This is a genomic window from Stenotrophomonas sp. 8(2023), from assembly GCF_030345295.1.
GTDB classification, from domain to species: domain Bacteria; phylum Pseudomonadota; class Gammaproteobacteria; order Xanthomonadales; family Xanthomonadaceae; genus Stenotrophomonas; species Stenotrophomonas muris.
In genome coordinates this window covers 2,217,194-2,237,229 of record NZ_CP128404.1, presented here as the reverse complement: position 1 = coordinate 2,237,229, position 20,036 = coordinate 2,217,194, and the positions used below count along the sequence as shown (strand labels likewise).

Below are 20,036 nucleotides of genomic sequence, written 5' to 3'. Positions count from 1 at the left end.
CGCACTAGAGTTTCACGAACCGCTGGATCTTGCGCGCCAGCCACCCGCTGAACACCAGCGGTGCATCCAGCGCCGACACGCAGATGCACGGCACCCCCGGCGCGGTCACCGGCTGATGCTCCACGTCTTCATCCAGGTCCGCCACGTCGCCGGGTGCGAACAGCCCCAGCGCATCGTTGTAGGAACCGCGCAGGATCTGGGTCAGCTCGCTGCGGCCATGGCTGTGCATGGGCAGGCATTTGCCCGGGGCGATCTTCAGCATGATCAGCGAAGGCATCTGCTCGGCACGGATGCAGTGCACGCCGGGCGCCATCCAGCGCCAACGCAACCCACTGAGCGATGCCCCGAAGTAGGGGTGCAGCGAGGCAGGCAGATGGTCCGGGTCGGCCTCGGGCCGCTCCATCGGCACGGGACGCGCGGCCTGGTCCATGGCAATCGGCATTTCCGCAGCCAGCTGCATCAGCATGGCCTCGCGCAGCTGTTCGCGGCGTGGATCAGGCGCGGGCGGCTGGGTCTGCTCGAGCAGCACCGAGCCGATCGCCTCGGCCTCGCGCAGGCGCTGGCGGCAGTGCGGGCACTGCTCCAGATGCGTACCAGTGACCACGCTCAGTGGCGTGGGCAGCGCGCCTGCGGCATAGCTCATCAACGTCGATTCGTGCAGGTGGTGGCGCGGGTTCACAGCGCACCTCCCACTTTGGCCTGCAGCTGCAGGAACGCGCGCCGCAGATGCGACTTGACCGTGCCCAAGGGCATGCCGATCGCCTCGGCGATCTCGCTGTGGCTCTTGGCCTCGAAATAGGACATGCGCACCAAGCGCGCCTGCACGGCGGGCAGTTCGTTGATGCGCTGGCGCAGCCGGGCCTGGTCGGCAAACTGTTCGGCGCTGCTGCGTTCGATCACATCCAGGGTTGCTGCGTCCTCGACGGCTGCCTGCACCTGCATCCAGCTGCGCTCGCGGCGGATGCGGTCAATGTGCAGGTTACGGGCGATGCGATACAGCCATGTGCTCAGCGCACCCTGCGCGGGATCGAAGTCGGCCGCGCGCAGCCATAGCCGCAGCAGGCTCTCCTGCGCCAGTTCCTCGGCCACCGCGTCAGGCACGCCCAGGCCCCGCAGGTATACGCACAGCCGCGGCATGAAGTAATCATAGATCCGCATGAAACAGTCGCGGTCACGAAGCCGTGCCACGCCGTCCATGTCACCGGCCCAGTTCGTCGGCTCGCTGCTCGGCTGCTGGGAACTGGACACGATGCGTGCGGTATCGAAGTTGAGGGGGTTGCTGGCGGCGTCAGGGTACATCGGCGTTCGCGGCGGGCGGGTGAAGGTCTGTCCTCTCTACGCGCAGGGGCCGTGATTGGATGCAGCCGCTGCAGACGCATCCAACCGCCCATCCCCGCCGTATGACCTCAGCCCTCCTTTCCCGGATGAACGCGATGCGTACCGCCTGGCTGCTGCTGTGCCTGCCCCATGTCGCGCTGGCCGCGCCCTGGCTGCGAAGCGAGGGGGTAGCAACGTCGTCGCGCGGCGACCTGCTCTACCGCGAGGTGCACTGGCGACGCGATGCGGCCGAGGGTGCCGAGCGCTGGGTGCTGTACCAATGCGCGGACGGGCGGCCTTTCGCCCGCAAGCACCTGCCGGCCAGCGCGGACCCACAGGCGCGCGGCTATACCCTGGAGGACCGGCGCAGCGGCCAGAAGGCCGACGTCGAGGCCGCCAGCGGCAGGGTCTCGATCGCGTGGAAGGAGGATGCCGGCAGCCCACCGGTGCAGCGCGAGCTCGACCTGCCGACCGGCGCGGTCATCGACGCAGGGTTCGACGCGGCGGTGCGCCTGCATTGGCAGGCGCTCATGCGCGGCGAGCGTGTGACCCTGCCCTTCCTGGTTCCAGCGCGGCAGCGCTACTTCCCGGTGCAGGTAAGGCGCACCGGCCCGCAGCGCTGGCAGGGGATCGATGCGCAGTCGATCGAGGTCAGCCTGGACACCTGGTACGGCGGCATCGCGCCACGCCTTGCGCTGGTATATGCCAGCGCTGACCAGCGCCTGCTGGAGTTCCGTGGCACCAGCAACCTGCGCGATCAACGCGGTGCCTATCCACAGGTGACGGTGCGCTTCATCGCCGCAGCGGCTGGTCGCCCCGCCAGCGAATGGCAGCAGGCCTGGGCGCAGCCGCTGACAGATCGCTGCACCGTTACGGCCAGGTGAAATCCAAATTTCCTGCCGCGCTCCGCATCCAGTGGGCCTTCTGCCGCGTAGAGGAAGACACGAAACCCGCCGAGATCCGCCATGGCCTCTGTAGCGCCCCTCCCCCGTCGACGCTGGCGCCTGCTGCGCACGCTGCAGCGCTGGTTCGATACCGGCAACGCCGCAGAGGCCACCGGCGAGCGGCCGGGGCGGATCGACTGGGTGCGCGCCGTGCCCTTCGCGCTGATGCACCTGGCCTGCATCGCAGTGATCTGGGTGGGCATCTCGTGGACAGCGGTGATCGTGGCTGCAGCACTCTATGCGGTGCGCATGTTCGCCATCACGGCGTTCTACCACCGCTACTTCTCGCATCGCACCTTCCAGGCATCGCGGCCGGTGCAGTTCGTGTTCGCGGTGATAGGCGCCTCCAGCGTACAGCGCGGGCCGCTGTGGTGGGCCGCCCACCATCGCCACCACCACCGTCACGCCGACCAGCCGCTGGACCCGCACTCCCCCCGTGAGGGCGGCTTCTGGCGCAGCCACATGGGCTGGTTCCTGACCCGCGAGGCCTTTGCCACCGACCTGTCGCGGGTGCCCGACCTGGCGCGCTACCCGGAGCTGCGCTGGCTGGACCGCTTCGATACGGCTGTGCCGGTACTGCTGGCCGCAGCGCTGTATGCACTGGGCGCCGGGTTGGAGCGCTGGGCGCCAGGCTTGCATACCTCCGGCTCGCAGTTGCTGGTGTGGGGCTTCCTCATCTCCACCATCGTGCTGTTCCACGCCACGGTCACCATCAATTCGCTGGCCCATCGCTTCGGTCGCCGCCGCTTCGAGACCCGCGATGACAGCCGCAACAATCTCTGGCTGGCGCTGCTCACCTTCGGCGAAGGCTGGCACAACAACCACCACTTCTTCCCGGGCACCGTCCGCCAGGGCTTCCGCTGGTGGGAAGTGGACCTGACCTGGTATGGACTGCGCGCGATGGCGGCGCTTGGGCTGGTCAAAGGGCTCAAGCCGATTCCCGAGTGGGTGCTGGCCAAGGCGAGGTACTGACATGCGCATCGCGATCATCGGTTCGGGCATTGCCGGACTGGCCAGCGCCTGGTGGCTGGACGGCGAACACGACGTCACGCTGTTCGAGGCCAACGACTATCTGGGCGGCCATACCCACACCCACGACGTGCAGGTGGATGGCGTCCGCATGGCGGTGGACACCGGCTTCATCGTGTTCAATCCCCAGCACTACCCGCTGCTGACCGCACTGTTCGACGAGCTGGGCGTCGCCTCGCAGCCGACCACGATGAGCTTCTCGATGCACAGCGAGCGCAGCGGCGTGGAGTACAACGCCACCTCGCTGGATGGCCTGTTCTGCCAGCGCCGCAACCTGGTGTCGCCGCGGTTCTGGGGCATGCTGGTCGACCTGCGCCGGTTCTACCGCGATGCCCCCCTGTTGCTGGCAGAAGACGAGGGCCCAACGTTGGGGCAGTACCTGCGCAGCCAGCGCTACGGCGATGCCTTCATCGACGAGCACCTGCTGCCGATGGCCTCCGCGCTGTGGTCGTCCCCGACGGCCACGGTGATGGACTTCCCGGCGCGCTATCTGGCCCAGTTCATGGCCAACCACCAGATGCTGCAGATGACCGGGCGTGCACCGTGGCGGGTGGTGAGCGGTGGATCGGCCCGCTATGTCGACGCCCTGCGCGCCCGCTGGCGGGTGCATGAGCGGCTGGAGTGCCCGGTACAGTCGGTCGAGCGCATGCCGTGGGGCGCTCGCGTGCACAGCGCGGCCGGCGTGGAAGGCTTCGATGAGGTCATCCTGGCCTGCCACAGCGACCAGGCCCTGGCGCTGCTGCGTGACGCCGACCCCATCGAACGCGACGTGCTCGGCGCCATCCGCTACCAGGCCAACGAAGCGGTGCTGCACACCGACGCGTCATTGCTGCCGCGCAACCGCAAGGCGTGGGCGGCATGGAATGCCCATGTGCCCCGCGACCCTGCTGCGCCCTGCACGGTCAGCTACTGCATGAACCAGCTGCAGGGCCTGCCCGGCAGCACGCCCCTGGTGGTAACGCTCAACCGCAGCGAGGCAATCGACCCGGGCAAGGTGCTGCGCACCCTGCATTATGCGCACCCGGTGCACGACCATGCCGCAGTGCGCGCGCAACAGCGCTGGGCCGAGCTGCAGGGCCGCCGCCACACCTGGTTCGCAGGCGCCTATTGGGGCTGGGGCTTCCATGAGGACGGCATCCGCAGCGCCCGCCGCGTGGTCGATGCACTGCGCACCTGTGAACCGCACCACGTCATGGCGGCTCCCGGCGAGGTGGCCGCATGAGCGCCAGTGCGCTCTACTTCGGGCAGGTGGCGCACCGCAGGCACCTGCCACACCCGCATGCGTTCCGCTATCCGATCGCACAGCTGCTGCTCGACCTGGATGAACTCGACAGCGTGTTCGCCGGGCGCTGGCTGTGGTCGATCAATCGCCGCAATCTGGCCGAGTTCCGTCGCAGCGACTACTTCGGCGATCCCGCGCGGCCCTTGGCCGATGCAGTGCGCGACCACGCTGCATCAACCCTGGGCTACCGGCCCACCGGCCCGGTCCGCCTGCTCACCCATCTGCGCTTCGCCGGTCACGTGTTCAACCCGGTCAGCTTCTACTACTGCTACCGGGCCGATGGCAGCACGCTGGACTGCATCGTCGCCGAGATCACCAACACACCCTGGAAGGAACGTCACGCCTACGTGCTGCCGGTCGCAACGGCCACGCAGGAAGGCACCTCGCTGCGCTGGCGGTTCGACAAATGCTTCCATGTCTCGCCCTTCATGCCGATGGATTGTCATTACGACTGGCGGTTCAACTGCCCTGATGAGGACCTGCGCGTGCACATGCAGGTCTGGCGCGACGGCGCGCGCCAGTTTGATGCCACCCAGGTCATGCAACGACACCCCCTGGATGGCCGCGGGCTGGCCCGCGTCCTGGCCTGCTATCCACTGATGACCACCCAGGTGGTGGCCGCCATCCACTGGCATGCGTTGCGGCTGTGGCTGAAACGCAATCCCGTACACGACCACCCTACCCTTGCCGAGAAACCGCGATGAATTCGATGATTCCTTCGGTCGCGCTGCCGCGCCCCGGCGCATTGGATGCCTTCCTGCGCCGCCGCCTGCTGGCCCAGCTCGCCCCGATGCGCGACGGCCGCCTGTGCGTGCGCGACGCGCTGGGCGAAGTCTGGTTGGGCGATGCCCGCGGTGAGCTGCATGTCACCGTCACCATCGAGGACCCGGCGTTCTATCGCAAGGTGGCGGCCCAGGGCAGCGTCGGCGCCGGCGAAAGCTACATCCATGGCGAATGGCGCTGTGACGACCTGGTCGCCCTGATACGGCTGCTGGTGCGCAACCGCGATCTGCTCGACAGCATGGAACACGGCCCGGCGCGCGTGGGAGGCTGGCTGCTGCGCGGCTGGAACCGCCTGCGCCGCAACAGCCGCGAAGGCAGCCGCCGCAACATCGCCGCGCACTACGACCTCGGCAACGACTTCTTCGCCCTGTTCCTGTCACCGGACCTGATGTACTCCTCGGCCCTGTTCGCCGAAGAGGGCGAGTCGCTGGAATCCGCCTCGCGGCGCAAGCTGGACCGCATCTGCCAACAGCTGCAGCTCAAGCCGGGCGACCGCGTGGTGGAGATCGGTACCGGCTGGGGTGGTTTTGCGCTGCACGCGGCGCAGCACTACGGCTGCCACGTCACCACAACCACGATCTCCGCCGAGCAGCATGCACTGGCCAGCGAGCGCGTCCGCGTCGCCGGGCTGCAGGACAAGGTCACGCTGTTGATGCAGGACTACCGCGACCTGCAGGGCCAGTTCGACAAGCTGGTATCGATCGAGATGATCGAAGCCATCGGCGCCGAATACCTGGACACCTACATGGCAACGCTGCAGCGCCTGCTCAAGCCCGATGGTGTCGCCCTGCTGCAGGCCATCACCATCGAAGATCACCGCTACGAGCAGGCACGGCGCAGCGTCGACTACATCAAGCGCTATGTGTTTCCGGGCAGCTTCATTCCGTCGATCAACGCGATCATGGCGGCCAAGACCCGATCCAGTGACCTGCAGCTGGTCGCCCAGCAGGATTTCGGCCACTCCTACGCACTGACCCTGCGCGCCTGGCGCCAACGCTTCCTTGCCCAGCTGCCCGCTGTGCAGGCACAGGGCTTTGATACGCGCTTCTGCCGGATGTGGGAGTTCTACCTGGCCTATTGCGAGGGCGGCTTCCTGGAGCGTTCGATCGGCGTTTCGCATCTGCTGCTGGCGCGCCCCGGGCATCGTCCCGCTGGCGCATCGGGTCAAGGCGGCTGAGGTGCGCCGGTTCTGGGCCAATCTGCTTGGCAACCAGCTGGTCTGGCTGTGCGCCGTGGCCGGCGCCGGGCGCGGCTGGCAATGGCCGGCGCTGCTGGCAGCGTCGCTCTACATCGGCAGCCAGCTGCTGACCTCGCCGCAACCTCGGCTGGATCTTCGGCTGATGCTGTTGGCGATGGCCTGCGCGTGGCTGGTCGACGCCAGTGCCGCCGCCAGCGGCACCGTACGCTACGCCGCGGCCCCGCTGGGCTGGACGCCGCCCCTTTGGATCATGGCGTTGTGGGCCGCGTTTGCGATGACGCTGACCACTTCGATGCGCTTCCTGCTGCGCCACCCTGCCCTGCCAGCCGCGTTCGGCCTGCTGCTGGCCCCGCTGGCCTATCTCTCCGCAGCGCGCGGTTTCGATGCGGTTCGATTCACTGCGCCGCTGTGGCAGGGCCTGCTGGTACTGGGGGTGGGCTGGAGCATCGCGCTTTCGCTGCTGTGCATGGCCGCTCGTCGCGGCTCCCGCACCATTCCACCGCCCTTGGCCGGAGCGCCGTCATGATCAATCTGGTGTGGATACTGCTGTATGCCGTGCTTGTGATGAGCTGGGGCTGGGCCTGGCAGCGGCGCCACCGCAACATCGGCGTGGTCGATGTGCTCTGGGCCAAGGGCGTGGGTGCTTCGGCCCTGTTGCTGGCTTGGCTCGGCGATGGTGCGGCGGCGCCACGGATTGCACTGGGCGTGCTCGGTGGCCTGTGGGGCAGCCGACTGGCACTGCACCTGTGGCATCGGGTCCGCCATGAACAGGAAGACGGTCGCTACCGTTATCTGCGCGAGTACTGGCAAGGGCATCAAGCCAAGATCTTCGGCTTCTTCATGGCCCAGGCACTGCTGGTCGTGCTGTTCGCCCTGCCCTTCGTCGCGGTGGCTGCCAATCCACAGACCAGCATGACGTTGTGGGTCGTGGCCGCCGCACTCGTCTGGCTGCTGAGCGTCGGCGGCGAGAGCCTGGCCGACCATCAGCTGGCCCGGTTCCGCGCGGATCCTGCAAACCAGGGTCGCACCTGCCGCGACGGGCTCTGGCGTTACTCCCGCCACCCGAACTACTTCTTCGAGTGGCTGCACTGGTTCAGCTATGTCCTGCTCGCGGTCGGCTCGCCGCTGTGGTGGCTGGCGTGGTCCGGCCCGCTGCTGATGTATGTGTTCCTGCGCTACCTGAGCGGCATTCCGTTCACCGAAAAGCAGGCGCTGCGCAGCCGCGGCGACGATTACCGCGCCTACCAGCGCAGCACGCCGATGTTCTTCCCCTGGTTCCCTCGTCCTTCCAAGGAGCATTCCGCATGAGCGCGATTCCGTCACTGACCCCGGCCGACGACGCGGAAACCGGGCTGATCGCCTGGGCCGAACGCGGCCTGGTTCCCGATGCCGCGCTGCGCGCCGGCATCCGTCGCCTGTGCGCGCAACGCCTGCACGAGGAAATGCTGGGCGGTATCGAAGCACAGTCCGCACGCTTCAGCCGTCGCATCGCCGAGCTGGCCGACAGCCCGCTCGCGCTGCATACCGACGCGGCCAACCGCCAGCACTATGAGGTTCCGGCGGCCTTCTTCAAGGCCTGCCTGGGCAGGCGCCTGAAGTACAGCAGCTGCTACTACCCCACCGGGCGCGAAACGCTGGACCAGGCGGAGGACGCCATGCTGGAGCTGTACGGCCAGCGCGCCGGACTGGCCGATGGCCAGCAGATCCTCGAACTGGGCTGCGGCTGGGGTTCGCTGACCCTGTGGATGGCCGAGCGCTATCCCGCCGCCGCGATCACCGCCGTGTCCAATTCGCACAGCCAGCGCCAGCACATCATGGCGCAGTGCCAGGCCCGGGGGCTGCACAACGTCGAGGTGATCACCCGCGACGTCAACCAGCTCGAACTGCCAACCGCACGCTTCGACCGCTGCGTCTCGGTGGAAATGTTCGAGCATGTGCGCAACTACGAGCGCCTGCTGGCGCGCATCAGCCAGTGGCTGAAGCCCGACGGCGCGCTGTTCGTGCACATCTTCGCCCACCGCACGCTGATGTACCCGTTCGAGACCGAGGGCGGCGACAACTGGATGGGCCGCCATTTCTTCACTGGTGGCCTGATGCCGGCGGCCGACACGCTGCTGCATTTCCAGCGCGACCTGCGGCTTGACCAGCGCTGGTTGCTGGACGGCACCCACTACCAGCGCACCGCCGACCACTGGCTGGCCAACCAGGATGCAGCACGCGAGGCGGTGATGCCGGTGCTGGTCGCGACCTACGGCCAGGCCGCCGCGAAGATCTGGTGGCAGCGCTGGCGCATGTTCTGGATGGCATGCGCCGAGCTGTTCGGCTACGACGACGGCCAGCAGTGGCTGGTCGCCCACTATCTGTTCCGCCCCCGTTGAGGTGTGACATGCGCATGCGCTCGCTGCTTCCCCTGCTGGCATTGAGCCTGTTTGGTTCCGGCTGCAGTTCCACCGATACCCGTCCCCTGCCCCGCCCGCCCTCAGTGGACGTGCCACGTTTCATGGGTGACTGGTATGTGATCGCCCACATCCCCTCATGGCCGGAGCGCGAAGCTTTCGACGCGGTGGAGAGCTACGCATTGAAGCCCGACGGGCGCATCCAGACCACCTTCACCTATCGCAAGGGCAGCTTCGACGCCCCCCAGAAGTCGATGCACCCTGTTGGACGGGTTGAGAAGGACGGCAACGGCGCCATCTGGGGCATGCAGTTCATCTGGCCGATCCAGGCCGAGTATGTGATTGCCTGGCTGCGCGACGACTACGGCCAGACCATCGTCGCGCGCAGCAAGCGCGACTACGTGTGGTACATGGCACGCACGCCACAGGTGTCCGAGAGCGACTACCAGCAGGCCGTGCAGCGCATCGCGGCCATGGGTTACGACACCGCAAAGCTGAGGCGCGTGCCGCAGTCGGTGCGCTGAGCCATCGGTCATCCCCACGCAGCACCTGCTGACGGCAGGGCGTGTCGACATCTGCTTGCGCCGGATGTCGCATTCATCACCGCTGTCGCATTGTTCATCCGGCACGCGCGCAGCCGCTGCCGGACCCGTGCGTACAGCGACGCCGCCCCTGCCCTGCCTGCAGTAGCTGGCGCCGGGGTCGCGAACACTCAAGACTCGACCGCGGCGGCCGCTAATGGCCAATACAGGGCTGTGCGCGCCGGCCACAATGGCCGACGAAGGGTGCATTCCGGTCGTGGCCGATTTCACAATGGAAGGAACAGGCAGTTGAAGGAAGAACGACGCAACACGTTGCAGGCCAGTCATCGCGCGATCCTCAGCTTCTGGCACAGGGTTGAGTTCTTCATACCCTACGATCTCCAGGGCCAGGTCCTTGAGTCGAAGGACGCGGACTGGAGCGTACGGCAGCTGTCCAGGGATCAGCTCGAGCGATTGGACCCGAAGGATCTGTGGTCCCCACCCCTGCCATTCGGTCGCAGGCTGAGCGGATTCGATGTCTACCTCGGCATATTCGACAAAGCCCAGCTGGCCGATATCACCCAGCGGGTACTGGCTGAGACGCCAAGCGGAGACGAGTCGCTGGAACAGGACGAACGGGCCGAACTGGAAGGCCTGACCTGCGCGGCCAGCCTGCGGGCAAGCGCCGAGGGCGTGCTGCAGCTGGGTGAAATCTCGGTATCGACCGTTCCGTGGGCACTGGGCACGATCTCCAGGCGTGGCTTGCAGGGCCTGGACTTCGACGCCTTCCAGGCAAGCCTTGAAGCACTCAAGCGCGACGTAGCAACGTTCCGCAGCGCCGCTGCCACCCCCGCCGGACAGGGGGAGGGCCCAACGCCCTGCAGCCCCGACGACCTGTTGCGCCTGCTCGACATCCTGTGCAACTGGTCGGGTCATGACCCTTCCGCGGGCGACGCGTCCGCTCCGCTGCTGGTCATCCGGGCGAAAAGCGTTGAAGACAAGCCGAAGCCGGAACGGGCAGCAAAAGCCACACCCCCAGGGCCGGACAACGAGCCAACGGCGGAAGCGGACGACGCCGAGGACGACGAGGCCCAGCCCGAAGAGGACGCGGAGATCAGCATCCTCAACAGTTTCTTCGTCGAGGATATCGCGCGGGCCATCGGCGCACTCGACCAGGGCAAGGCCAGTGCGCCGCTACGCGCCTATCTGAGCCCATTGCCTGAAAGCCGACGCGAAGACCTTTACACCCCAGAAGGCCATGCGCTGATTGCCGACCGGCTGCGCCCGCGCCACATCAATCGGGGCCACTGGCCCGGCGATCCTGCACACACGATGAGCCTGATGCAGCAGTTCGCTGTGAACAGCATCTTCGAGCAGGTGCGCGATTCAGGCGTGTTCTCGGTCAATGGCCCGCCCGGAACCGGAAAGACCACGCTGTTGCGTGAGGTCTTCGCTGAGAACATCGTGCGGCGTGCACGTGCATTGTCACAGTACGCGACGCCAGCCGCTGCGCTCGGCCCAGCCCGCGAAGTGAACTTCGAAGGTGAGAAGCCGTGCAGGGTCTCGCCACTGAAGGCCGACCTGACCGGCTTCGAGATGGTGGTCGCATCGTCGAACAATGCCGCCGTGGAGAATATTTCGCGTGACCTGCCGAAGAGCCGGTCACTGGGCAAGCCCGGAGGGTCGCGCTGGCGCAACAGCACAGGGGACGTGACCTTCGACTACCTGCGGCCACTGGCCCGCAACCTGCTCGAATGGAACGGCAGGGGCGCCTATGAACGACCGGCGGCAGACAGCGATGCCTGGGGGTTGATCAGCTGCGCGCTGGGCAGGAAGGCCAACCGCGAGGCACTTGTGCGGGCCATCAGCAGGAGCGCCCCAAAAGATGGCAAAACCCCGAAGGGCTACGACCGCGCCCGCCACCAGTCGCTCTGGGAGTGGCGGGACAACCCAGCAGCCATGAGCTTCCAGCAGGCCAGGCAGGCGTTCGGCAAGGCCGATGCGATCGTCAATGGCCTGGTCGAAAAGCTGGATCGGCTTGCCTCGCTCAGCCGTGAAATCAGCGGCAACGATGAGGAGAGCTTCTGCCGGCAAACGACTTCTCAGCTTCGCGATGCACAGCGCGCGCATGAGGAAGCTGCACAGCAGTGCCGTGCACTCGAGGGCCAGCGCAGCAGATCCGATGAACAGCTCGCCCTGCTCAAGGCGCAACGCATCCTGCTCAGGGAAGAGAAGCCTGGCTGGTGGGCCCGCATCTTTGACCGGCAGCGCGCGCACAGCCATGCGGCCGCAATGGTGCAGAACGCAGATCATCAGCACCGATGGACCCAGCGCGGGCTCGAACTCGGGACGCAATGTGATACGGCGCAACAGCACCTGGGCCGAACCGTGAGCACCCTGGCCGAGGCATCGGCCGCCGCGCAGGCACGGGCGCAGCAATGGGCTGGAATGACGCAACAGCTCGAACAACTGAAAGCCGAATTCGGCACCGCGTCCCATCCCGCCAACGCGGCCGAACTGGAAGGTCAGGACTGGCAGATCAAGGGAGTCTGGAACAGCGAGCAGCTCAACGAGCAGCGCGCCAACCTCTTCGTGGCGGCACTGCAGCTTCACCAGGCCTGGCTGCACGAAGTCGTGCAGAAGGGCGGCGGCTTCGCCCAGAACGTCATCGCACTGTGCCACCTGCTGAGTGGCAAGCGGCTGCAGGAGCCACGCGATGCGCTGGCCATCTGGCAGAGCCTGTTCATGATCGTGCCGGTTGTCTCCAGCACGTTCGCCTCGGTCGCACGCCAGTTCCGCCACCTGGGGCCGGACTCGATCGGCTGGCTGTTCATCGATGAAGCTGGCCAGGCCGTGCCGCAGGCGGCGGTCGGTGCACTGCTGCGCTCCAGGCGCGCGGTCGTGGTGGGTGATCCGCTGCAGATCGAGCCGGTGTTCACCGTGCCGGTCAAGTTGCTGCAGGCGCTGGGCCGAACCAGCGCACTGCCTGCAGGCGTGAACGTCTCGCCCGACAAGACCTCCGTACAGGTACTGGCCGACGAGGCCAACCCGCTCGGTGCCCGCATGGAGTCCGGCGGCTCGCCGCTCTGGATCGGCAGTCCGCTGCGCGTGCATCGTCGCTGCGTCGAACCGATGTTCTCCATTGCCAACACGATTGCCTACGAGGGGAAGATGATCTTCTCCAACCCCTGGGAACCCAGTGCGGCGCGGCCACCCACCGACAGCCTGGACATCGGCAGCAGCGCCTGGGTACACGCCCCCGGCCGCACCAGCGACAAGCAGGTCGTGCCGTGCCAGATCGACCTGGTGCAGCAGGCGTTGGCCGCGCTCTACCACAGCACCGGAAGCCTTCCCCCGGTCTACATCATTTCGCCCTTCAAGCGCATCAAGAATGCCCTGCTCGAGCGACTGCGGAGCCAGGACGCCTGGCTTGGCCCGGATGCCCCACCCGGCACGCAGGCGCCACGCACCACCGAACTGCGCACGTGGTGCAGGGAGCGCGTCGGCACCGTGCACACCTTCCAGGGCAAGGAGGAAAGCATTGTCTGGATGGTCCTGGGCTGCGACACGGACACGGTGGGCGCGGCGCACTGGGCCTCCAGCAAGCCCAATCTGCTCAACGTCGCCGTCACCCGTGCCCAGCACCGCTGCTTCCTGATCGGAGACACCGCACTCTGGGGCGGCCTGCGCCACTTCTCACACGCCCATGCCAAACAGTTGCCCCGCATCACCCCGGCGCAGTTCCTGGGTCGCATGTCGATCCCCCGCGTGCAGACTCGATAGCCCTGCCCTGACGGCGTCAACGACTCAGGTCAGGGGCGCAGGGTCACGCCAGCGTGACGCGTCACATTAATGGTTCCGGCAGCCACGACGGGACGCCTGCAGCACCCCATCCATTTACGTCACGAATGCGTAAGCCCCGGCCGATCAACTGCGTCCATCGACCTTTAGGAATAGTCGTAAAAACGCAACGAATTCGATGTTCGACGCGACAGCGGCGCCAGAATGGCGGCCACGCCCATGGGCGCCGACCACCTCCCGCGCATGAATGGATTTCCTGCACCGCGTCGGCTTCGCCTGGCGCTCCTGGACGATCACGAAGTCGTCCGTCGCGGCACCGCCCTGCACCTGTCAGGCGATCTCCGCTTCGACATCGTCGCCAGCCACGGTTGCAGCAACGAACTGCTCTGCAGCCTGCAACGCACACCAGTGGATGTGGCCATCATCGATCTCACGCTTGCCCGTGACGACCTGGGTAGCCTCGAGCTGGTTGCGCTGCTGCGCCGGGAATTCCCGCGCACGCCATTGCTGGCCTTCGCCACGCTCTGCCCCACCACCAACCTCAACAGCCTGATCGATGCCGGACTCAACGGATTCGTCAGCAAGGCCGAACCGCTTGCTGCATTGTCCGACGCCATCGTACGTGTTTCCCAGGGCCTGACCCGGGTTCCACCGGACGTCAGGCTGGCCGGCGATCGCGGCGAGCTCAGCCGCAACGAGCGCGAAGTGCTGGGCCTGCTGCTGGAAGGCTTGACGGTCTCCGAGATCGCATTGCGGCGGCACCGCAGCATCAAGACTGTCAGCACGCAGAAGGTGGCTGTGCTGCGCAAGCTGGGATTGCGCAGCGACGTGGAAATCTACGCACTGCGCGAACGACTGGAGACACCGTGAGGCGCCAGCCGCCGTTGCGCCGCCGCTTCCTGTCCACGGGGCTGCTGGCGCTCCTTCTCCTGCCGGCTGCCTCGGCCGAAGATATCCGCTCGCCACGCTGGCTGCCGGGCAGCACTGTACGGGTCGCCACGACTCCCTCCCTGCGCCCCCTGCCCGCGGCCCTGGCCGATCCGTCATCACCGCCAACGCTCGCCCATGGCTATGCCAACCTGGTGGCGCGGCACGCCCAATTCCGTTTCCTGGAACACCCCTACCCGACAACCGCCGCATCGATCCTCGCTGTATGCCATCACGAGGCTGACCTGGTCATGGTGTTTGGCGGCGCAAGGCACCAGCCGCTGCCCTGCCCCGGCCTTGCCGCGTCCACCGCATTCCGTGGCGGCGCCACCCTGTTGGCCGGACGCGCTGGCGAGTGGCTGCCACGGGAGATGCGCGAACTCGACGGCCGGGTCATCGCCGTCGTTGAAGGCGGGCCCTACGCCAGTTGGCTGCACGCGCATCACCCGCAGGTCCGGCTGCGGCAGCTGCCAGACCGGCATGCAGCACTGGCGGCAGTCGAAAGCGGGCTGGCGGACGTGGCGATTGGCCTGGAGCCCACGCTGCGCCCCCTGGTTCGACGCCATTTCAATGGCAGCCTGCGCTTGCAGCCGTTCGATAGCGGCTTCTCCACCGACCTTTACCTGCTGGTTCGCCGGGAAGACCAGCAACTGCTTGGGCGCATCGAACAGGCATTGCGGGAGATCACTCTGGAAGAGCACGCAGGCCTGCTCCACTTGTGGGCAGGCCAGACCCTGCCTGCCGCGGCCGGGAATGCACTGGACTGGATGCAGGCGTCGCCCCCGCGCGGATGGTTGCTGCTGGCCCCACTGCTGATTGCCCTGCCGCTGCTGTGGCTCGCAATGCGCCACCTGCGGGCGCGCGGTGACCGAAGCAGCGCGCATGCCATCGGCGTGATCAGCCACGAGATGCGCAACTCGGCGCAGGCCGTGCTGACCTCGATCGAGCTGCTGGGGCAATCGACATTGCCCAAGGGCGAGCGTGACCTGCTCGCCGCTGCCAGCAGCGCCAGCCAATCCCTGCGCAGCCTGTTGAATCGCGCACTGGATTTTTCGCGCCTTGCGAGCGGTGCTTTCAAGCCGCATGCGCAACCCTGCGATGCAACCCAGCTGTGCCGGCATGCTCTGGAGGCGATCCGGCCACAGGCCCAGCGGAAAGGCCTGCAGCTGCATCTCGATGCCCAGGGCGCATCCCCGTCGAACATCCTGGTGGACGCCGATGCGCTACGCCAGATTGCCAGCAATCTATTGGCGAACGCAGTGAAGTTCAGCGATTCCGGTCGCATCGAGCTGCGCCTGCAACTGATGCCGGCGGCGCGTCCGCGGGCGCTGCTGCTGGAGGTGATCGACAGCGGCATCGGCATCGCGCCGGCGCAGGTAGCCACCCTGTTCCAGCCTTTCCAGCAAGGCAGCAGCGGACAGCGGCGTGGCGGAAGTGGGCTGGGGCTTTCCATCGCGCGCGAGCTGGCCCGCGCAATGGGCGGCGACCTCACCGTGCACAGCGTGCTGGGCCGTGGCAGTCGCTTCATCCTGCGCCTGCCGGTGTGCCCGGCTGGCACCGGCGTGGATGCCCAGGACATGCCCGTGGGCGATACGCCACTGGCCGGACTGCACCTGCTGCTGGTCGAGGACCACGAGCTCAATCGCCACGTGATCGCCGAACAGCTGCGGCGCTGGGGCGCAGAGGTGTGCGCCGTGAAAGATGCGGCCAGTGCCCTGGCCGAACAGGCACGACAGCCCCGCTCCGTTGCTCTGATCGACATTGGGTTGCCTGGCGCCGATGGTCACGTGCTGGCGCGCGAGCTACGCGGGTCTGCCGGGCGCACCGTTCGCCTGATCGCATTGTCTGCCCGCACCGGACGGCGTCATCGCGCACGCTGCCACCGCTCGGGCTTCGACGCGGTGCTGGCCAAGCCGCTGCGCGCCGCCCAGCTGCTGCCTGCGCTCGGCATTGCGCGACCAGAGGGCCTGGGCGCAGCCGCGCAGACGATTGACATGGACGCGGCCTACATCGCCGACATCCACGATGAGCTCGGCAACATGGAGCGGGTTATTGATCGAGCGGATGCATCGGCACTGGGCCATCACGCGCACCGATTGCAGGGCACGCTGCAGATGCTGGGCCAATGCGAGCATGCGGCCATCGCGGCGGAGCTGGTCGACCTGGCGCATGACGCCGCGCCGGACTGGGCCGATGCGCGGCGCCTGCTGGACGTGCTGAAGGCCGGACAGGGCTCCCGCCCAGCGGGAACCCTGCCAATGCCTTGATCAGGCGGCCAGGCGCTCGACCTGGCGACGGGTCAGGTCATTGAAGCGACCCAGCGACATCAGGTGCTGGTGGATCAGTGCCAGCCAGCCGCTGCGGTGCCACTCGACTACGGTGGCTTCCGGCAGCGCAACGAACTTCTCGACGTCCACCACCAGGAAGCCATTGAGGTTGAACTCGCGGCCATCCGGGGTACGCACGGTGGCGTTGCGCTCGACCAGCAGGCCGTTGTCGGTCAGGGCCTTGGAGAAGGCCAGGGTCTGTTCGTGCTCGCGGGTGTACTGGCCGCAGAACTCCAGCGCCTGCTGCACCATTTCGGTGGCCTTGCCGTCAACGAACAGCGGCTGGCCTTCCTCGCCGCCCTTGACCACGCGCGGGCTTTCTTCGTCGATGCCCAGCAGGAAGTCATTCTCCGCGCCGGTGTCGATGAAGATGAAGGGGTGGCGGCGCAGGTAGGCCGGAATATAGGCCTCGTCTTCCCACAGGCCGTCCTTGATGAACAGGTTCTGGTCGGACACGCCGACGGCAGCCATCGGAACCGCACCGGGGCCGGCGAACAGGATCGGGAAATGATGCAGCGCCAGCGAGAACTCGCCCAGCACCAGCGGAATGGCGTTGTTGCCGGCGGCGAACTCGAGCTTGCCCGGCAGGATGCGCAGATCGGCGTGCACATCGGCCTGCAGCGGCACCGGACGGGTATAGAACAGGGGAGCGCCGCTCGGCGCCGCTTCGGTGGTGGTGTCGCTGGTGGTGGTCATCTTGGGAACCGTTCGATCATGCGCGCCTGCCATCCCGGGCACGCCAGCGGGAACAACCTGAATCCCGCATTATCAACAAGCTCGATGACAACGGCCACCCCGCCAGCGAACTATTTCAGCTGCAGGGGGTAGCGCTGCCAGAGCACGTGGACCAGGAATCCGGCCAGTTCGGTGTCGCGCGCGCTCACCGCTGCACGGATCTTGTCCAGCAGCACCATGTCGCTGCAGGAGCGCACATCGGCGTGGTTGGCCTGCCCTGCCCGGCGCGCACGATAGCGTGCGGCCCGCTGCGCATCGCTCATCGCATACCCGAACTTGGGCGGACGACCGCGCTTGCGCGGCAGGGTCAGCTCCAGGGTTCCGGGGTCTTTGTCATCACGCATGAGAGGGGTGCGGGCGGCGGCGAGCAACGGGGGGTGCGCAATTTATCGTGAGGCATCACTTTAATCCAGCTTTTTCTGCAGTTTTGTTGCATCGCAATGCAAAAAAACGCATCGCGAGGGCCCCAGCCACGCATGGCGTGGATCTAGTGCAGAGCTCGCGACCCGATCAGCCGGTAGATCCACGCCACGCATGGATGCGGAAACCCGAACCCACAAAAAAGGGAGCCCGCGAACGGGCTCCCCTCACCTTCTTCATGCAGCGCGCACCGGCTCGTAGCCATGCAGGTGCGCCTCGCTGCTGGCCCGCCCCTGGCTGAGCGAACGCAGCGAGGTGGTATAGCCCACCAGCTGCGCCAGCGGTGCGAAGCCACTGACCTCGGCGCGACCATCCTGATCGTCGATGCGGACAATGCGACCATGGCGGCGGTTGAGGTCGCCGACCACATCACCCACCGACGCTGACGGCGAATGCACCGTCACCGCCATCACCGGCTCCAGCAGCTGCGTGCCGCCTTCGGCCAGCGCCGCCTTGATCGCCTCGGCGCCTGCGCGATGGAACGCCATCTCCGAGGAGTCCTTGGCATGGGTCTGGCCATCGACAAGACTGACCTCGATGCCGACCACCGGATGGCCCTGGGGGCCTTCCGACAGCGCAGCACGCACACCTTTCTCCACCGCCGCGATGAAGCTGCGCGGCACCACGCCACCGACGATGCGGTCGTTGAATACGACCTGTTCGTCCTCGCGCGGCGATACATCCAGCACCACGTGCGCGAACTGGCCCTGGCCGCCGGTCTGCTTGACCAGCCGCCCGACGACGCCGGTCATCGCACGCCTCGGCGTCTCCTGGTAGGCCACGCGCGGCGCACCTACGCCTACGTCGACCTTCCATTCGCTGCGCAGGCGCTCGACCATCACCTCCAGGTGCAGTTCGCCCATGCCCCAGACCAGGGTCTCCGCCGTGTCGCGATCGGTTTCGACGCGGAACGAGGGATCTTCCTGGGCCAGGCTGGCCAAACCCTGTGCCATCCGGATCAGGTCGGCCGCACGCGCCGGCTCCAACCGCCACGCCAGCACCGGTGCCTGTGCCTGGATGTTCTCCAGGCGCAGCGGCTGCGCACGACCGCTCAGCGTTTCACCACTGACCGCATCCTTCCAGCCCAGCACTGCAACGATGTCACCGGCCACGGCCTGTTCGATGTCGTGGGTCTGGTCGGCCTGCACCCGCACCAGGCGACTGACACGCCGCCCCTGCGGATGCTGCGAACTGGCCACCGCATCACCCACCTTCAAGGTGCCCGAGTACAGCCGCACGAAGCTCAACGCGCCGTGCTGCTGGTGGGTGATCTTGAACAGCAGGCCGGCCAGCGGACCGTCCGGGTCCGGCGGCAGCACGACCTCGCCCTCATCGCTTTCGGCGCTGACGGCAGGGCGATCCAGCGGCGACGGCAGGTAATCGACCACGGCGTCCAGCAGCGTCTCGATACCCTTGTCCTTGAACGCAGCACCGGCCAGCACGGGCACGCCCGCACCCGCCAGCGTCGCCCGGCGGATCGCCGCGCGCAGCTGCCCGGCATCGATCACGCGACCTTCCAGCCAGGCATCGGCCAGTTGCTCATCGTGATCGGCCACGGCCTCGACCAGCGCATCGCGTTGGGCTTGCCACTGGGCCCGCGCCGCTTGGTCCCACGGGGTCACCGTGGTTGCGGCACCATCCTGCCACTGCAGCACGCGCTCATCGACCAGATCGACCCAGCCGTTGAAGCCACTTTCGCTGCCCAACGGCACGCCCAGCGCCCACGGCCGCGCCCGCAGCTTGTCCCGCAGCTGCTCCAGCACGCGCTCGAACGAAGCGCCGACGCGGTCCATCTTGTTGACGAAAGCGATCAGCGGCACGCGGTGGCGACGCGCCTGGCGCCACACGGTTTCGGACTGCGGCTGCACGCCATCCACGGCCGAGAACACGGCCACGGCGCCGTCGAGCACGCGCAGTGAACGCTCGACCTCGATGGCGAAGTCGATGTGGCCAGGGGTGTCGATCAGGGTCAGCCGATGCGGCGGCAGGTCGCGCGGCGCCCACTGCGCCTGCACGGCGGCAGCGCCGATGGTGATGCCGCGTTCGCGTTCGATCGCCGAGAAATCGGTGGTCGCGTTGCCGTCGTGCACTTCACCGACGCGGTGGATCTCGCCGCTTTTCCACAGCAGGCGTTCGGTCAGCGTGGTCTTGCCGGCGTCGATGTGGGCAATGATGCCAAGGTTGCGACGACGGGAAAGGACTTGGGTGTTCATATAGAGATTCCTGCAAAGCCAACTTCAGGGGCCGCGCCCCCCGGTTGGCGACAGGGTGCGCGGCTAGCGTTCGGTCTCGGCGATCTGGTGCATGGCACGTTCTCCTTTGCAGTACTGGGTAGCGTCGGCTGGGTAGCGTCGGC

Annotated in this window: 17 protein-coding genes; 12 read left to right on the top strand and 5 right to left on the bottom strand. The window is 67.1% G+C overall.

Going from position 1 to position 20,036, the window contains the following annotated elements; genetic code table 11:
* Positions 1-4 precede the first annotated feature (4 nt).
* Positions 5-679: a ChrR family anti-sigma-E factor gene (locus QP609_RS10520; protein WP_197620887.1), complete on the bottom strand. Its 675-nt coding sequence runs from the start codon at positions 677-679 to the stop codon at positions 5-7.
* Positions 676-1,299, bottom strand: a complete 624-nt coding sequence (locus tag QP609_RS10515) for a sigma-70 family RNA polymerase sigma factor (RefSeq protein ID WP_014647131.1) — start codon at positions 1,297-1,299, stop codon at positions 676-678. Before QP609_RS10515 ends, QP609_RS10520 begins: the two co-directional genes overlap by 4 nt.
* Before the next feature lie 134 nt (positions 1,300-1,433).
* Here QP609_RS10515 and QP609_RS10510 point away from each other — a divergent pair, with 134 nt between their 5' ends.
* From QP609_RS10510 to QP609_RS10455, 12 genes are all read left to right on the top strand, one after another.
* On the top strand, positions 1,434-2,201 hold the full coding sequence (locus tag QP609_RS10510) for a hypothetical protein (protein ID WP_197556546.1): 768 nt from the start codon (positions 1,434-1,436) through the stop codon (positions 2,199-2,201).
* A gap of 81 nt (positions 2,202-2,282) precedes the next feature.
* Positions 2,283-3,233: an acyl-CoA desaturase gene (locus QP609_RS10505; protein WP_169411047.1), complete on the top strand. Its 951-nt coding sequence runs from the start codon at positions 2,283-2,285 to the stop codon at positions 3,231-3,233.
* A gap of 1 nt (position 3,234) precedes the next feature.
* A complete protein-coding gene (locus tag QP609_RS10500; protein ID WP_014647128.1) occupies positions 3,235-4,512 on the top strand; it encodes an FAD-dependent oxidoreductase in 1,278 nt (425 codons plus the stop codon).
* A complete protein-coding gene (locus QP609_RS10495) occupies positions 4,509-5,276 on the top strand; it encodes a DUF1365 domain-containing protein (RefSeq protein ID WP_014647127.1) in 768 nt (255 codons plus the stop codon). The genes QP609_RS10500 and QP609_RS10495 overlap by 4 nt, the downstream gene beginning before the upstream one ends.
* The gene (locus QP609_RS10490) at positions 5,273-6,532 is read left to right on the top strand and encodes a cyclopropane-fatty-acyl-phospholipid synthase family protein (protein ID WP_041863424.1); all 1,260 of its coding nucleotides are present in this window, start codon (positions 5,273-5,275) and stop codon (positions 6,530-6,532) included. The genes QP609_RS10495 and QP609_RS10490 overlap by 4 nt, the downstream gene beginning before the upstream one ends.
* Before the next feature lies 1 nt (position 6,533).
* The gene (locus tag QP609_RS10485) at positions 6,534-7,079 is read left to right on the top strand and encodes a DUF2878 domain-containing protein (RefSeq protein ID WP_069116852.1); all 546 of its coding nucleotides are present in this window, start codon (positions 6,534-6,536) and stop codon (positions 7,077-7,079) included.
* Entirely contained in the window at positions 7,076-7,861 is a 786-nt protein-coding gene (locus tag QP609_RS10480; protein WP_197620889.1) for a DUF1295 domain-containing protein, read from the top strand. The genes QP609_RS10485 and QP609_RS10480 overlap by 4 nt, the downstream gene beginning before the upstream one ends.
* Positions 7,858-8,931, top strand: a complete 1,074-nt coding sequence (locus QP609_RS10475; RefSeq protein WP_289214007.1) for a cyclopropane-fatty-acyl-phospholipid synthase family protein — start codon at positions 7,858-7,860, stop codon at positions 8,929-8,931. The genes QP609_RS10480 and QP609_RS10475 overlap by 4 nt, the downstream gene beginning before the upstream one ends.
* An 8-nt stretch (positions 8,932-8,939) precedes the next feature.
* On the top strand, positions 8,940-9,473 hold the full coding sequence (locus QP609_RS10470) for a lipocalin family protein (protein WP_032961066.1): 534 nt from the start codon (positions 8,940-8,942) through the stop codon (positions 9,471-9,473).
* 306 nt (positions 9,474-9,779) lie between these two features.
* Positions 9,780-13,253 carry an AAA domain-containing protein gene (locus QP609_RS10465; protein WP_197620890.1) on the top strand — a complete coding sequence of 1,158 codons (3,474 nt, stop codon included), beginning with the start codon at positions 9,780-9,782 and terminating at the stop codon, positions 13,251-13,253.
* Positions 13,254-13,514: 261 nt separating this feature from the next.
* Entirely contained in the window at positions 13,515-14,141 is a 627-nt protein-coding gene (locus tag QP609_RS10460) for a response regulator transcription factor (protein WP_032961138.1), read from the top strand.
* 14 nt (positions 14,142-14,155) lie between these two features.
* Complete coding sequence (locus QP609_RS10455; RefSeq protein ID WP_212577251.1) at positions 14,156-16,465, top strand: ATP-binding protein; 2,310 nt, start codon at positions 14,156-14,158, stop codon at positions 16,463-16,465.
* On the opposite strand, the gene QP609_RS10450 is transcribed toward QP609_RS10455, so the two are convergent.
* The 3 genes from QP609_RS10450 to fusA all read right to left on the bottom strand — a co-directional run bounded on the left by QP609_RS10450 (position 16,466) and on the right by fusA (position 19,893).
* Positions 16,466-17,221, bottom strand: a complete 756-nt coding sequence (locus tag QP609_RS10450; protein ID WP_032961063.1) for a SapC family protein — start codon at positions 17,219-17,221, stop codon at positions 16,466-16,468.
* Positions 17,222-17,331: 110 nt separating this feature from the next.
* Entirely contained in the window at positions 17,332-17,604 is a 273-nt protein-coding gene (locus QP609_RS10445) for a hypothetical protein (RefSeq protein WP_005409616.1), read from the bottom strand.
* Between the two features lie 252 nt (positions 17,605-17,856).
* The gene (gene fusA, locus QP609_RS10440) at positions 17,857-19,893 is read right to left on the bottom strand and encodes an elongation factor G (protein ID WP_197620892.1); all 2,037 of its coding nucleotides are present in this window, start codon (positions 19,891-19,893) and stop codon (positions 17,857-17,859) included.
* Positions 19,894-20,036: the final 143 nt, after the last annotated feature.

Bases quoted from the DNA above. Each gene is read 5' to 3' on its own strand.
- QP609_RS10505 (WP_169411047.1), top strand. From the start codon at position 2,283: ATGGCCTCTGTAGCGCCCCTCCCCCGTCGACGCTGGCGCCTGCTGCGC.
- QP609_RS10470 (WP_032961066.1), top strand. From the start codon at position 8,940: ATGCGCATGCGCTCGCTGCTTCCCCTGCTGGCATTGAGCCTGTTTGGT.
- QP609_RS10495 (WP_014647127.1), top strand. From the start codon at position 4,509: ATGAGCGCCAGTGCGCTCTACTTCGGGCAGGTGGCGCACCGCAGGCAC.
- QP609_RS10500 (WP_014647128.1), top strand. From the start codon at position 3,235: ATGCGCATCGCGATCATCGGTTCGGGCATTGCCGGACTGGCCAGCGCC.
- QP609_RS10515 (WP_014647131.1), bottom strand. From the start codon at position 1,299: ATGTACCCTGACGCCGCCAGCAACCCCCTCAACTTCGATACCGCACGC.
- fusA (WP_197620892.1), bottom strand. From the start codon at position 19,893: ATGAACACCCAAGTCCTTTCCCGTCGTCGCAACCTTGGCATCATTGCC.
- QP609_RS10480 (WP_197620889.1), top strand. From the start codon at position 7,076: ATGATCAATCTGGTGTGGATACTGCTGTATGCCGTGCTTGTGATGAGC.
- QP609_RS10510 (WP_197556546.1), top strand. From the start codon at position 1,434: ATGCGTACCGCCTGGCTGCTGCTGTGCCTGCCCCATGTCGCGCTGGCC.
- QP609_RS10450 (WP_032961063.1), bottom strand. From the start codon at position 17,221: ATGACCACCACCAGCGACACCACCACCGAAGCGGCGCCGAGCGGCGCT.
- QP609_RS10475 (WP_289214007.1), top strand. From the start codon at position 7,858: ATGAGCGCGATTCCGTCACTGACCCCGGCCGACGACGCGGAAACCGGG.
- QP609_RS10490 (WP_041863424.1), top strand. From the start codon at position 5,273: ATGAATTCGATGATTCCTTCGGTCGCGCTGCCGCGCCCCGGCGCATTG.
- QP609_RS10460 (WP_032961138.1), top strand. From the start codon at position 13,515: ATGAATGGATTTCCTGCACCGCGTCGGCTTCGCCTGGCGCTCCTGGAC.
- QP609_RS10445 (WP_005409616.1), bottom strand. From the start codon at position 17,604: ATGCGTGATGACAAAGACCCCGGAACCCTGGAGCTGACCCTGCCGCGC.